Here is a 13,444-nt window from a genome sequence, read left to right as displayed (position 1 = left end):
TGGAGCCTACGGGCGGGCGCACCGGCCGGTGTCGCGAACCACCCCGGGGACGTGCCGGGTCACTCGGCGACGGTGTCGTCGTCCTGCGTGCTGAGGTACAGGCGGTGGCTGGTGATGATCATCGACAGCCAGCCGGCGCCGGTCACCCAGCCGACGGCGACGTCCGTGAACCAGTGCGCGCCGAGCAGCACCCGGGACAGCCCGACCGTCACGGTCGTGCCGACCGCTGCGCCGACGAGGGCGACCTGCGGGCCGTTCCGTTCCTGCCGGAGCGCCAGCAGGTAGGCGAGCACGCCGAGGATCGTCGTCGTGTTGAGAGTGTGCCCGGACGGGAACGACGGCGACTTCTCGAACGGCGGGATCGCGTCGCGGCGGTGCGGTCGGTTGCGCTTGATGAGGTCCTTGCCGAGCAGGGTCATCGCGAGCGACCCGGCACCCGCGGCGACGAGCAGGGTCACCGGGCTCGCGCGGCGGTCCCGGACGGCGAACGCCACCGCCGACCCGATGGTCAGCACCGGCATCGCGACCGGGCCCAACACGTGGGCGATCGCGGCCGCGGCACCGTTGACGGCGGGGGAGCGGAGCGTCTTCGCCCGCGCCAGGGCCGGCCCGTCGAGGCTCTCGATCCCGTCGCGGCCGGTCACGCCGTCGTAGATGTACGCGGCGCCGGCAGTGGCTGCGACGGCGATGCCACCGCCGACGGCGAGGGTCGCGACGAGCGCTCGGCGCGCACCGATCCGCTGCGCGAGCCCCTGGTGCCGGGACGCCAGCCGCTGACCGGCGTGGGAGCGCCACTCGGTGAGGTCCCGCCGGCCGATCTGCCGGTCGTGGGGCGTCGTGCCGGTCGGGGGCGTGGCGCCTGCGTCGGTCATGGCGTCAGTCTGCCGGACGGGAGGCTCGGGGCGGGCCGGTGGGGAGCCTCCCGTCTGGTGGGTGGTCGTGCCCGGCGGTCGCTGGCTGTGTCGGCGGCCGCTGCCGTGTCGTCGACCATGGACGGGGACGACCGTGTTGCGCGGGTACGGCTGTTCTCGTTCTCCGCGATGACGGATCCGGACGTCTCCGCCCGTGTTTCCCGAACCGGATCCGTCACGGCGCGGGAGGAAGTCGGGCTCGCCCGATCCCGACGACGGGTGGGCGGTCGCGACCGGCGGGAGTGGTGTCGGCGGATGTGCGTAGCGTGCGGGCATGACCCGGATGTGGATCGACGACGCGACCATCGACGACCTGCGGGCGCGGCTGCGCGCCACCCGCTGGCCGGACGCACCGCAGGGCACCGGGTGGTCGCTCGGCGTCGACGTGGACGAGGTCCGTGACCTGGCGACGTACTGGGCGGACGGCTTCGACTTCGGCGCGCACCGGGACGCGCTCGCCGCGCTGCCGAGCCGTGTGGTGCAGGTCGACGGGCTGGGCATCAACGTGCTGCACCAGCGAGCGGACGCGGGCGACGGGCTGCCGTTGCTGCTCGCGCACGGCTGGCCGGACTCGTCGTGGCGCTACCGGACCGTCCTGCCGCTGCTGACCGCTGCCGGGTTCGACGTCATCGTGCCGGACATGCCCGGGTACGGGTTCTCGGACGTGCCGGCGACGCCACTCGATGCCCGCCAGGTCGCCGCGCTCTGGGCGCCGCTCATGACGGAGCTCGGGTACGAGCGCTTCGCGGTCGCCGGCGGGGACATCGGCACGCACGTCGTCCGGTACCTGGCACTCGACCACCCGGACCGGGTCGTGGCCGTCCACCGCATCGACGGCGGGCTGCCCTGGCCCGGCATCGACGTTGCGTCGCTGTCACCCGCCGAGCAGGACTTCGTGCAGGCCACCACGCGGTGGCGCGACACCGAGGGCGCCTACGCGATGCTGCACCGGACCAAGCCGCAGACCGTCGCGGTGGGCCTGAACGACTCGCCCTCGGGGCTGCTGGCGTGGATCGTCGAGAAGCTCCGGTCGTGGAGCGACTGCGACGGGGACCTGTGGTCGGTGTACACGCGGGACCAGGTCCTGGCGCTCGTCACCGAGTACTGGGCCACCGGCACGATCGGCTCGGCGATGCGGATGTACCACGCGAACGCCGCTGTCCCGCCCGAGCAGATGGCCCGCCGGGTCGAGACGCCGTCGGGGTTCTCGCTGTACCCGGGCGACCTCGTGACGGCACCGCGGGAGTGGCTCGAGCGGACGACGAACCTCGTGTACCGCTCCGAACCCGGGCGGGGAGGGCACTTCGCGCCGGTCGAGCAGCCGGAGTCGTACGTGGCGGAGCTGACCGCGTTCCTGGAGCCGTACCGGGGGCTCGGGTCCCAGGTCGGGTCCCGCTAGAGTGGAGGGGCCGGCCTCTGTAGCTCAATGGAAGAGCAGTTCCGTCCTAAGGAAATGGTTGGGGGTTCGAGTCCCTCCAGGGGCACCAGATGCTCCCCGCCGTCGAGCGGGCCCCTGCCGGTCGTGCAGCAGGGCCCGCTCGTCCGCGGTCAGGGTGCTGGCGGCATCGCGCGGATGATCGTGCCCGAGCCGTCGAGCTCGACCGGGCCGATGCCGAACGGCACCAGGACCGTGTCGCCCGCAGTGACGTCCAGGGCCCCCTCGCGGTGGCTGATCCGGAGCGCCCCGTCGAGCACGATGACGATGCCGTACGCGGCGTCGAGCGGGACGACCCCGGTGACGGTGATCCGCTCGGCACGGAAGAACCGGTCGGCAGCGGACGGGAACAGCTGCACGGTCGACGGTCGGACGGGGCGGGGTCCGACCGCGAGCGCCTCGACGTCCCGGGGGTCCCAGCGCCGACGGTCGAGCGCCCCGAGCGCCGTCGACAGGTCGAGCCCGAGCGTGGCGTCCTCGACCGTCAGGTCGCCGTAGCCCTGGTGCTCGAGCAGGATCGACAGGTCGGTCGGTTGCTGCAGCTCGACCAGGGTGATGCCCGGGCCGATGGCGTGCGGGACCCCCGCCGGGACGAGCAGGGTGCTCCCCACCGTGAGCGGGACCCGGTGCATGGCCGCGAGCATCCCGTCGACGTCCTGCCCGTCGAACCAGGCGGTCGCCTCCTCGGTCGAGACCTCGCGGGTGAAGCCGACCGCGGCGTACGCGTCGACGCCCTCGGCGACCGCGACGATCGCCCACGCCTCGGTCTTGCCGCGGCGCTCGTCGAGGTGCGCCACGGCGAAGTCGTCCGACGGGTGCAGGTGCACGAACAGGCGCTCGCCGGTGTCGAGGAGCTTGACGAGCAGCATCGGGTCCGCGCCGTACGTCGCCACGTGGTCCGGGCCGAGGAACCCCTCGGGGTCGGCGGCGACGGCCTCCTTGAGCGTCAGGCCGGGCTCCAGGACGGTCAGGCCGACCGTCGCGGAGCCGTGGACCGACGTGGTGGAGCCGACGAAGTCCTCCGGGGTGTGCGGGTCGGCACCCGTCCACGGCGTCCCGCGGAACGCCGCGATGCCGGCACCGCCGAGGTACGGCCGGTGCGCGGGTTGGTTCGGGCCCAGGAGGATCGGCGCGGCTGCCCAGGGGTGTCGGGGGTCCGCAGTGTGGTCAGGCAAGGTGCACCGCCGCGTAGAGGTCGATGGTCGGGATGGTCACCCACGGCACGCCGTCGGCGTCGAGGGTGACGGGGAGCTGCTCGGGCGCGGTGCCGGGGCGGTGCAGGGTGGCGTTGGTCGGGGCGGTCCCCGCCGTCCCGTCGTCGCCCGGCAGCCCGAGGGCGAAGTCGGTGAGCGGCGTGACGCGGTCGGCGTCGGCGTCGTGGTCGAAGTTCACCACGTGCACGGCGCGGGACCCGTCCTCGAGCCGGTGCACGCTCACGGCCGTGTGCTCCGTGAAGGCACCGAGGACGTCGCGCGGGGTGTGCTCGAGGACGGCGTCGGTCGTCTCGACGTGGGTGGTGCCGGCATGGGCGAGGAGCTCCTGTGCGGCACCGTCGGCGAGCTCCGTGCCGTAGGCACCGACGACGACGACCCGGCCGCCGCGGTCGAGGTGGTCGACGAGGGCTCGGTGCTGGCGCTGGCTGATGTCCCACGCGTCGGGCACGATCACCGTGGCGTACGCGGCGAAGGTGTCGGCGTCCGTGGTGTCGGCACGCAGCCCCTCGTCGGGCAGGACGATCGCGTCGAAGGTCCGGCCCGAGCGGCTCAGCAGCTCGATGGTGTCCCAGTACGACTCCGGACGGGCGTCCGGGGCCTCCGCCGGCTCGAACCAGCGGCCGTCGTCGCTGAACATGTCCGAATCCATCATCGCGCGCATCACGCTCGGGACGGAGTAGACCACCGCGACGGAGTGCGCCGACACGTTGGTGGTGACGGGGTCGAGGGCGACGAGGGTCTGCCCGGTCGCGACGGCGAGCTCCTTCGGGACCCAGTACGAGTCCTTCACCTCGGTCCCGAGCCACGAGCCGTAGGGCAGCGACATGTTCGCCCCCATCGCGTTCGCCTCGAGGATCGACAGTCGGAACAGGTCGTGGGCGCGGCCGCGCTTGACCTCGGCGAGGAGCTCGGCGGTGACGCCGCCGTACGGGTTCTCCACGGCGACCAGCGGTCGGCCCTTGGCCATGCCCACGCCGTGGCGGTAGTACCAGGGCTGCTGGTACTTGGTCTCGCGCATCTCCGTGACGAGCACGTCCACGTCGTCGACCATCGCCTCGTAGAACGGGGCGACGTCGTAGAAGTTGCCCGCGACGCGCACCGTCCTGTCCTGCTCCGCCGCGTACTCCTTCACGTAGGACGCGACCTCGTGGAACGTCTCGGTGATCGCGATCTGCAGGAACCGGCAGTACTCGGCGTAGAGCGGGTAGGTCTGCGGTGCCGTCCCCGTGCGGTGGCCCTGGTCGAGGAGCCACTGCCGGTAGTCGAAGCTGCCGAGGTCGACGCCGACGAGTTCGTCCGGGACGGTGTCGAGCGTCTGCAGGTACGAGCGGAACCCCTTGACGCAGTCCTTGCAGTAGCAGCCCCCGTAGCGGAGCGCGAGGAGCGGGACGTCGGTCTCGTCGAGCTGCACGCCGGGCGCCCCGGCGTCGATCTGGATGCGGATGATCGCCTTGAGGTACTCGCGCCACACCGGGTTGTTCCGGTCGGCGAGGTAGCAGGACTGGCCCTTGCCGTCGACCTCGACCCAGTGGGCGTGGAGCGGTCGGCCCTCGAGGTCGCGGGAGACGACCTCTTCCCACAGGTCGGTCACCTGGTCGCCGTCGCTGTTCACGAGGCCGTCCGGGAAGTAGTGCCGGAAGGGCTTCCAGTCGGCCGGGCCGGTGTCGGTGGAGAACTCGCGGAGGCCGACCGTGGTGACCTCGCCGACGCCGCGGAGCTGGTTCTGCGCGAGGACGACCCCGTCCTCGACCTCGGCCGGGAACTCCCACGCCTGTGCCTCGAAGACGATGCCGAAGAGGTCGATGCCGTGCTGCTTCGCATAGGCGATGAACTCGGACTCGTTCACGTAGCCGTGCTGGCGGAAGCGCTGCGGCACGACGCCGAAGGCCTCGTCCTCGAGGTACGGCAGGCTGATGACGCCGCCACCGAGTCCGGCCCACACGAGGACGGTCCCGCCCATCTCGACGAAGTCGTCCGCCATCGTCAGTCGACGTGGCGGCATGCTCGGGTGGTAGTTGTGCTCGTTCGGGTACCAACCGTCGAAGTAGATGCCGCGTTCCATTGCTCACTCTTCCTCCCACTGCATCGTGGGATGTCCTGCGGGATCGCCCGCTGATCAGCTCCCGGGTACGGGAGAGTCGATGTGCCTCGGTGCAGCGCTGCGGCGGATGACGACCTCGACGGGGACGGTCTGCGACGACGCGCCAGCGCCCTCGGTCAGGACCATCCGTGCGGCCGAGACCCCCATCGCGTACGCGGGCTGCGCGGCGACGGTGATCGGCGGGTCGACCAGGCGTGCCCACGGCACGTCGTCGAACATCACCATCGACATGTCGTCCGGCACGCGGAGGCCCCGGTCGCGGATCGCGCCCAGTGCTGCTTCTCCGAGGATGTTGTTGGCGGCGAGGAGCGCCGTCGGCGGCACCGCGGAGTTGAGCAGCCGGGTGGCGCTCGCGTAGGCGGTGTCGCGGGTGAACCGGGTGCGGACCACGAGCTCGTCGTGGACCGGGACGCCGGCCTGCTCGTGCGCGAGTCGGTAGCCGGCCTCGCGCTGGCTGCCGGTGGTCAACTCGGACGGGCCACCGAGGTACCCGATGCGCTCGTGGCCGAGCGCGAGGAGGTACTCCGTCAGCCGTCGGGCGCCACCGAGGTTGTCGACGAGGATGGACGGCACATCGACCCCGGCGACGGCGCGGTCGGCGAACAGGACGTTGATGCCGATCCGGCGGGCCGTGTCCCAGGCGTCGAGGTTGGCCCCGGTCGGGAAGGCGATGATGCCGTCGACGCGTTGTTCGACGAGCAGGTCGACGTACTCGCGCTCGGTCGCGGGGTCCTCCCCGGAGGCGCAGAGGATGACGTGACGTCCGAGTTCCTTGGCGCTGGCGAGCACCCCCTGCGCGAACTCGCCGTAGAAGTTGTTCGAGATGTCGGTCACGATCAGCCCGACGTTGTTCGTGGACTGTCGCTTCAGGCCCCGGGCGAGCGCGCTCGGGCGGTAGTGCAACCGCGCGGCCGCGGCCTCCACCTTCGCCCGGGTCGTCGCGGAGACCGCGCCCTCGTTGGAGAAGACCCGGGACACGGTGCCCATGCCCACGCCGGCGGCCTCGGCGACCTCGCGCATTGTCGCGTTCACGGGTTTGCGCCGCGGGTTCGAGTCGGTCATGGGCTCCTCCTCCCGGTCTCCGTGTGGAGGCCATCCGTCGAGGATGGCCGATCTGTCGTGGGGATGTCTCCGATGGGCGCCCCGTCACCGGGCGGACGACGGTTCCGCGGAATACAATTGGAAACGGTTCCAGGTTCTGGACCATAGACGTGCGCTGCATCCGTGTCAATTCTGCGCCGCCCCTGGCCGAAAACGGAGCGTTCTACTGCGGACAGACTTGACATCACGCTGGAGCAGTGCGCAGAGTTGGAACCGTTACCACTTTCGGACGCTCGATCCGCAAGCAGCGACGGCCACGACGACGCGGCCAGGGAGAACGCCATGAACGCAACAACCGGAGCAACGATGCAGGCCAGCGTGCTGCACGGGGTGGGCGACGTCCGTCTCGAGCAGGTCCAGGTGCCGACCCTCGAAGCCGACCAGGTGCTCGTGCGCATCGAGGCCGTCGGCGTCTGCGGATCGGACGTGCACTACTTCCACGAGGGACGCATCGGCTCCTTCGTGGTGGAGCAGCCGCTCGTCCTCGGGCACGAGTCCGCGGGGACGGTCGTCGCCGTCGGCGCGGACGTCCCTGACGACCGGATCGGTGAGCGGGTCTCGATCGAACCGCAGCGTGCCTGCCGACACTGCGACCAGTGCAAGCACGGGCGCTACAACCTGTGCACGTCCATGGAGTTCTACGCGACCCCGCCGGTCGACGGCGCCTTCGCGGAGTACGCCGCCATCCAGGCCGACTACGCCCACCCGATCCCGGACTCGATGTCGATCGAGGCGGCTGCGCTGTGCGAACCGCTGAGTGTCGGCATCTGGGCGAACCAGAAGGCCGGCACCGCCCCGGGCTCCACCGTGCTCATCGCCGGCGCCGGTCCCATCGGCATCGTCGCCGCGCAGGTCGCCCGTGCCTTCGGCGCCACCCGCATCATCGTCAGCGACCCGGTGGCCGAGCGCCGAGCGGTCGCCCTGCGGTTCGGAGCGACGGACGTCGTCGACCCGATGGCCACCGACATCGCTGAAGCCGGCTACGAGGTCGACGCCTTCATCGACGCCTCCGGCGCCGAACCCGCCGTCCGCGCCGGCATCCACGCGGTCGCACCCGCGGGGACCGTCGTCCTCGTCGGCATGGGGGCGGACGACCTGCGTCTGCCCGTGTCCCGCATCCAGAACCGCGAGCTCGTCGTGACCGGGGTCTTCCGCTACGCGAACACCTGGCCCACCGCGATCCGGCTCATCGAGTCGGGGCGGGTCGACGTCGACGCGCTCGTCACGGGTCGGTTCGGCCTCGACGAGGTCGAAGCCGCGCTCGCCGCAGCGACGCAGCCGGCGACCCTGAAGGCCGTCGTCCTCCCGGGGCAGCGCACTGCGTGAGCCCGACCCGCGTGGCCGAGCCATGCGGCGTCCCCTGACGTGACCAGGCTCCGAGCCGTCACCGACCCTGCACCACCAACCCGAGCCTCCAGAAGGAGCACACCATGAAGATCCCCGCATCGTCGCGGAAGATCGCCCGCGGTCGCGTGAAGACGCGTGCTGCCGCCGCGGTGGTCGCCGTCGGCGTGACCATCGCCCTCGCCGCCTGCAGCGCCGGTGGCGGCGCCGCGTCGAACGGCGCGATCAGCGCCTGGTCGACCACGGCGGACAAGCCGAACATCCAGCCGTCGATCGCGGAGTGGAACAAGTCCCACCCCGAGCAGGAGATCACGGCCGACTACTTCGGGACGAACGACTTCAAGGACAAGATCCGGACTGCGGTGAACTCACCCCAGGCCCCGACGCTCGTCTACAACTGGGGCGGCGGCACGCTGAAGTCGTACGTCAAGGCCGGGCTGGTCAAGGACATCAGCAAGGACCTCGCCGGTGAGAAGGACTTCACCGACAAGATCGTCCCCTCGATCGCGGACACCGGGAAGATCGACGGCAAGACCTACGCGATCCCGGCCTCGTCCACGGCGCCGGTCGTGCTGTACATGAACAAGGACGTGCTCGCGAAGGCCGGCATCAGCGAAGCGCCGGCGACCTGGGACGACCTGCTCACCGACGTGAAGAAGCTCAAGGCAGCCGGGCAGGCACCGATCTCCCTCGGTGGACAGAGCAAGTGGCCGTACCTGATGTGGATCGAGTACCTCGTCGACCGGATCGGTGGACCGCAGCCGTTCCAGGCCATCCTCGACGGCAAGCCGGACGCCTGGTCCGACCCCGCGGTCATCAAGGCCACGACGATGATCCAGCAGCTCATCAAGGCCGGCGGGTACGCCAACGGCTACGCCTCGGTGTCCGCCGACACGAACGCGGACCTGGCGCTCATGGTGACGGGTCGTGCGGGCTTCCTCCTGCAGGGCACGTGGGCGTACTCGGGCATCAGCGGCATCGACAAGGACTTCGTCAAGGACGGCAAGCTCGAGATCGCTCCGTTCCCCGCCGTCGAGGGCGGCAAGGGCGACCCGAAGTCCATCGCCGGCAACCCGTCCGTCTACTGGTCGGTGTCCTCGAAGGCGTCGCCGAAGCAGACCAAGGCCGCGCTGGACTACGTCACGTCGAACGTCTGGAACGACTCCTACGTGAAGACGATGATCGACCAGGGGCAGATCCCGCCGGTGCAGGGCGTCGCGCCCAAGCTCAAGGGCGACTTCTCCAAGCAGGTCGAACAGATGATCACGGACGCGCCGTCGTTCCAGCAGTCGTGGGACCTCGCGCTGAGCCCCGCCGCGTCCACCGAGTTCTGGACGCAGCTCGACCTGCTCTTCAACGGCTCCTCGACACCGAAGCAGTTCTCGGACGCCATGAACAAGACCATCGGCAAGTGATCGCATGAAGACACGGAACGGTGGGGTCGTCATGGACGCCTCCGCACCCAGCAGCTGGTTCGTCGTCCCCGCACTCGTGTTGTTCCTCGCCTTCGCGATCATCCCCCTGGTGATCGCGCTCGGCCTGAGCTTCACGTCGTGGAACGGCCTCACCGATCCGGTGTTCAACGGGGTCAGCAACTGGGTGCGTGAGCTCGGCGACCCCCTCACGTACCACGCCCTCTGGCTCACGCTGCAGGTCATCGTCGTGTCCTGGGTGATCCAGACGCCGATGAGCATCCTGGTCGGCGTGTTCGTCTCCGGGAAGCAGCGCTACCGCGCACTCCTCGCCGCGCTCTACTTCCTGCCGCTGATCCTGTCGTCGGCAGCGATCGCGATCGCCTACAAGGCGCTGCTCGACCCGAACTACGGCGTCGGTCACGCGTTCGACATCCCGGCACTCGCCCGGGACTGGCTCGGCAACCCGGCGACGGCGCTCTACGTGGTGATCTTCGTCATCGCCTGGCAGTTCATCCCGTTCCACTCGCTGCTCTACCAGGCCGGCGCCCGCCAGATCCCGGCGTCGCTCTACGAGGCCTCGGAGATCGACGGTGCCGGACGCGTGCGCCAGTTCTTCAGCATCACGCTGCCGCAGCTGAAGAACACCGTGATCACGTCGTCGACGCTGATGATCGTCGGCTCGCTGACGTACTTCGACATCGTCTACGTGCTGACCCAGGGCGGCCCCGGGTACGCGACGCGGATCCTCCCGCTCGACATGTACCTGACCGGGTTCTCGGCCAGCGACCTCGGTGGTGCGAGTGTCCTCGCGGTGGTCCTCGTCGTCATCGGCCTGGTGATCGCCCTCGCGTTGACCCGCTTCAGCGGCTTCAACCGCATGTCCAGTGAGCAGGAAGGCGCCTGATGTCAACGGCAACCCTCGACGAGCGGTCGACCGACCCGAACGGCCCTCGGCCGGACACCGAACGACGGCGACCGCGCCGGCGTCGCCAGGGGCAGCGGCCCAACGTCGTCGGCGGTGTCGCCGCGTGGATCTGGCTCGCCGTGGTCCTGCTGCCGATCTACTACGTGCTCGTCACGAGCCTGACGGCGCAGGGCTCGTACTACACGCGGAACCCGCTCGCGCCGCCGACCGACGCCACGTTCGACAGCTACCTGCTGGTGCTGCAGAGCGGCTTCGGCACGTACTTCCTCAACAGCGTCGTGGTCACGCTGTCCACGGTCGTCGTCACGACCATGGTGTGCCTGCTGGCGGCGTACGCGATCGTCCGCTCGCGCCGGTGGGTGGTCCGGAGCACGTACTCGCTCTTCCTGCTCGGACTGGCGATCCCGCTGCAGGCCACGATCATCCCGCTGTTCTTCATCCTCGGTCGGGTCGGGCTGTACGACACGCTCCCGGCGATCATCCTGCCGTCCATCGCCTTCGCGATCCCGATCACCGTGCTGATCCTGGTCAACTTCATCCGGGACATCCCGGGCGAGCTGTTCGAGGCGATGCGTGTGGACGGTGCCGGCCAGTGGCAGGTCTTCTGGCGCCTCGTCCTGCCGCTGTCGCGGTCCTCGATCGCGACCGTGGCGATCTACGACGCGCTCCAGGTGTGGAACGGGTTCCTCCTGCCGCTGGTGCTCACCCAGAGCGACGACCGCCGGGTGCTCCCGCTCGCACTGTGGAACTTCCAGGGACAGTTCAGCGTCAACGTGCCGGCGACGCTCGCCGCCGTCGTCCTGTCGGCACTGCCGCTCCTGGTGCTCTACCTGCTCGCCCGCCGTCAGCTCGTCGCCGGCCTCACCGCCGGGGCCGGCAAGTGACCCCACCGAGAACGGACGGGTCGACGCGCGTCTGACCGTCAGCTGGCGTCGAGGCCCTCGACCAACCGGATCGTGACCGTGATCAGGTCCGGTTCGCGGGCCTCGGCGCCGTCGGCGTGCCGCTGGGCCAAGGCGTCGCGGATGCGCTCGCCGACCGCGCGGACGGTGTCCGGCGCCGGGCGGGTGTCGTTCGCCGCGATGCCGGCGGTGACGGTCATCGAGCCGTGGTCGCGGTCGATGTCCACCAGCACGTCCGGCTGCCGGAGCGCGAGCTTCACGGCGACCGCATCGGCGGCGGCCTCGAGGATCGGCTGCGCCGGGTAGACCTCGTCGACGCCGGGGGTCGAGCGGATCAGCGCGGTGAGGCGTCGGGAGAGTTCCTGGTCGTCGTGCACCCTCGGCTCCTCGGTCACGGGACGTGGACGTCGTCGAACACGACGTCGATACGGTCGATGACGATCTCGGTGTGCCGACCGAGCACCTCGGCGATGCGGGCCCGCAGTCGGTCAGCCGTGACGTCGGCGGCCAGGCCGTACGCGATGCTCGCCGTCACCTCGACCCGGATCGGCGTGCCGGGCTCGGTGACGTCGCCGTGGAGGGTGCAGCGACCCATCACGACACCGCCCATGGTGTCGCCGGCGCGACGGACGAGCCCGCGGACCGAGGCCTCGGTCATGGTCAGGCGGAGCCGGGGGTCCGGGTGCTCCACGGGGACGTCCCGACCGGAGCGGACCTCGTTGCGGATGGTGTCGAGCAGGCCGCTGATCCAGGCGGAGTCCCGGTCGGGGTCGTCCTCCGCGCGGTGCTGCATCGCGTCCCACGAGAGCTCACGGAGGCGCTGCATGCCGGAGAGCGCCAGGCGGCAGGCGGGGGAGCCCTCGATGCTCGGGTCGCGGGGGGTCCGGTCGCGGTCGAGGTAGGCGCCGAGCTCCTCCATCGTGTGGCCGTCGACGAGGTCGTCCTCGGGCATGGCAGCGTCGTCGTTCGTCATCGCCACGCCTCCATCTCCTGGAGCAAGAACCGTCGTGCGCGGGCGAGGAGCCCGCGGACCGTCGAGACCGGCAGCTCGAGTGCCTCGGCGATCTCCTGGTAGCTGTAGCCGGATGCCTCTCGCAGCAACCAGCACCGGCGCTGGTCATCGGGGAGCGTGTCCAGCGCCTGCCACACGGCATCGAGCTGCAGCCGCGCCTCGACGATACGCTCCGGCGAGTGGACGGCGTGGGCGGGCGGGTCGACCGTGTCGACGTCGTCGTGGTGTCGCCGTGACCGGATGCGGTCGAGGGCCTTCCGCGTGACGATCTGCATCATCCACGGGCGGAAGCGCGCGGGGGTCTCGAGGTCGCTCAGCTGCCGCCACCCGATCAGGAACGACTCCTGCACGACGTCGTCGGACTCGTCGTTCGAGCGGAGCATCTTCGCGGCGAAGACCCGCAGCAGGGGACCGTGGCGGCGGGCGAGGACCTCGAACGCGCGGACGTCGCCGTCGGCAGCCCGGACGACGAGGGTGGCGTCCTCGGCGTCGACGAGCGAGACGTCGTCGTTCATCGGCACCTCCGGTCGCGGGTCTCGTTCCCGGCTGCTCGGGCGATGTTCCTCGACATGAGCATGCACCTCAGCGCTGGTGACTGGTCGTCGGGAAGGGTCGTGGCATGCGATCCGTGACGAAACCCGTGGTCCGTACGTCTGTATGGAGGGGGACGACCGAAGGGCACCATGCAGGACCGAGCACCATCAGCCGAGACGCGCGCGTCAGCGACCCGGGCGTGTCCGTCGACGTTCGACCGCTGGCACTGCGACCTGCCGACGGGGCACGACGGCCAGCACCACTCGGCGCGCGGGACCGAGCGCACCGAGTGGAACGACCGGGCGTCCGGGCGGCGGCTCCGCGACCTCTGACGCGCGACGCAGCACCGCGCAGCGCAGCGCCGAGCAACGCGCGTCACGGGGACAGCACCGGGCGGTGGCGGGACGACCACCACCGCCCGGAGTCGGGGGCCTCGGGATGAGCGGGGTCAGCTGGTCATCGAGGGAATGATGGAGACCTTGACGGAGGCGCCGGCGGAGTCGCCGACGAGGTCGAGGGCTTCTTGGAAGGCTTCGAGGGGGAACTGGTG

The 13,444-nt window shown here is 70.6% G+C and carries 12 protein-coding genes and 1 tRNA gene; 6 read left to right on the top strand and 7 right to left on the bottom strand.

The genetic code is table 11. From position 1 onward, the window contains the following. Positions 1-59 precede the first annotated feature (59 nt). The gene (locus ITJ68_RS11680) at positions 60-872 is read right to left on the bottom strand and encodes a phosphatase PAP2 family protein (RefSeq protein WP_194661453.1); all 813 of its coding nucleotides are present in this window, start codon (positions 870-872) and stop codon (positions 60-62) included. A gap of 313 nt (positions 873-1,185) precedes the next feature. Between ITJ68_RS11680 and ITJ68_RS11675 the strand changes: the two genes are divergently transcribed. Together ITJ68_RS11675 and ITJ68_RS11670 are read left to right on the top strand one after the other, a co-directional pair. Further along, positions 1,186-2,310 (top strand): epoxide hydrolase family protein, encoded by a 1,125-nt coding sequence (locus tag ITJ68_RS11675; RefSeq protein ID WP_194661452.1) that lies wholly within the window; start codon positions 1,186-1,188, stop codon positions 2,308-2,310. Between the two features lie 13 nt (positions 2,311-2,323). Continuing rightward, positions 2,324-2,398 (top strand) — tRNA-Arg (locus ITJ68_RS11670). A gap of 61 nt (positions 2,399-2,459) precedes the next feature. Here ITJ68_RS11670 and ITJ68_RS11665 read toward each other — a convergent pair. The 3 genes from ITJ68_RS11665 to ITJ68_RS11655 are packed head-to-tail and all read right to left on the bottom strand — an operon-like array spanning position 2,460 to position 6,723. Beyond that, entirely contained in the window at positions 2,460-3,521 is a 1,062-nt protein-coding gene (locus ITJ68_RS11665) for a class I mannose-6-phosphate isomerase (RefSeq protein ID WP_194661451.1), read from the bottom strand. Next, positions 3,514-5,622 (bottom strand): hypothetical protein, encoded by a 2,109-nt coding sequence (locus ITJ68_RS11660; RefSeq protein WP_194661450.1) that lies wholly within the window; start codon positions 5,620-5,622, stop codon positions 3,514-3,516. Before ITJ68_RS11660 ends, ITJ68_RS11665 begins: the two co-directional genes overlap by 8 nt. Positions 5,623-5,676: 54 nt before the next feature. Next, entirely contained in the window at positions 5,677-6,723 is a 1,047-nt protein-coding gene (locus ITJ68_RS11655; protein WP_194661449.1) for a LacI family DNA-binding transcriptional regulator, read from the bottom strand. Positions 6,724-7,044: 321 nt separating this feature from the next. Between ITJ68_RS11655 and ITJ68_RS11650 the strand changes: the two genes are divergently transcribed. From ITJ68_RS11650 to ITJ68_RS11635, 4 genes are all read left to right on the top strand, one after another. Then, positions 7,045-8,088, top strand: a complete 1,044-nt coding sequence (locus tag ITJ68_RS11650; protein WP_194661448.1) for an NAD(P)-dependent alcohol dehydrogenase — start codon at positions 7,045-7,047, stop codon at positions 8,086-8,088. A gap of 104 nt (positions 8,089-8,192) precedes the next feature. Beyond that, complete coding sequence (locus ITJ68_RS11645; RefSeq protein ID WP_194661447.1) at positions 8,193-9,521, top strand: ABC transporter substrate-binding protein; 1,329 nt, start codon at positions 8,193-8,195, stop codon at positions 9,519-9,521. A gap of 4 nt (positions 9,522-9,525) precedes the next feature. Further along, complete coding sequence (locus ITJ68_RS11640) at positions 9,526-10,425, top strand: carbohydrate ABC transporter permease (RefSeq protein ID WP_194661446.1); 900 nt, start codon at positions 9,526-9,528, stop codon at positions 10,423-10,425. Then, positions 10,425-11,330 carry a carbohydrate ABC transporter permease gene (locus ITJ68_RS11635; RefSeq protein ID WP_194661445.1) on the top strand — a complete coding sequence of 302 codons (906 nt, stop codon included), beginning with the start codon at positions 10,425-10,427 and terminating at the stop codon, positions 11,328-11,330. The genes ITJ68_RS11640 and ITJ68_RS11635 overlap by 1 nt, the downstream gene beginning before the upstream one ends. A 38-nt stretch (positions 11,331-11,368) precedes the next feature. On the opposite strand, the gene ITJ68_RS11630 is transcribed toward ITJ68_RS11635, so the two are convergent. Genes ITJ68_RS11630 through ITJ68_RS11620 form a run of 3 tightly spaced genes read right to left on the bottom strand, consistent with a single transcriptional unit; the run spans position 11,369 to position 12,875 of the window. Next, positions 11,369-11,725, bottom strand: a complete 357-nt coding sequence (locus ITJ68_RS11630; RefSeq protein WP_194661444.1) for a hypothetical protein — start codon at positions 11,723-11,725, stop codon at positions 11,369-11,371. A gap of 14 nt (positions 11,726-11,739) precedes the next feature. Next, positions 11,740-12,321: a hypothetical protein gene (locus tag ITJ68_RS11625; RefSeq protein ID WP_194661443.1), complete on the bottom strand. Its 582-nt coding sequence runs from the start codon at positions 12,319-12,321 to the stop codon at positions 11,740-11,742. Next, positions 12,318-12,875, bottom strand: coding sequence for an RNA polymerase sigma factor (locus ITJ68_RS11620; RefSeq protein ID WP_194661442.1), 558 nt, complete (start codon positions 12,873-12,875; stop codon positions 12,318-12,320). Before ITJ68_RS11620 ends, ITJ68_RS11625 begins: the two co-directional genes overlap by 4 nt. Positions 12,876-13,444 lie beyond the last annotated feature (569 nt).

Source organism: Curtobacterium sp. VKM Ac-1395 (assembly GCF_015350975.1).
In the GTDB taxonomy this organism is placed as follows: domain Bacteria; phylum Actinomycetota; class Actinomycetes; order Actinomycetales; family Microbacteriaceae; genus Curtobacterium.
This window is presented reverse-complemented; position numbering and strand designations above follow the sequence as displayed.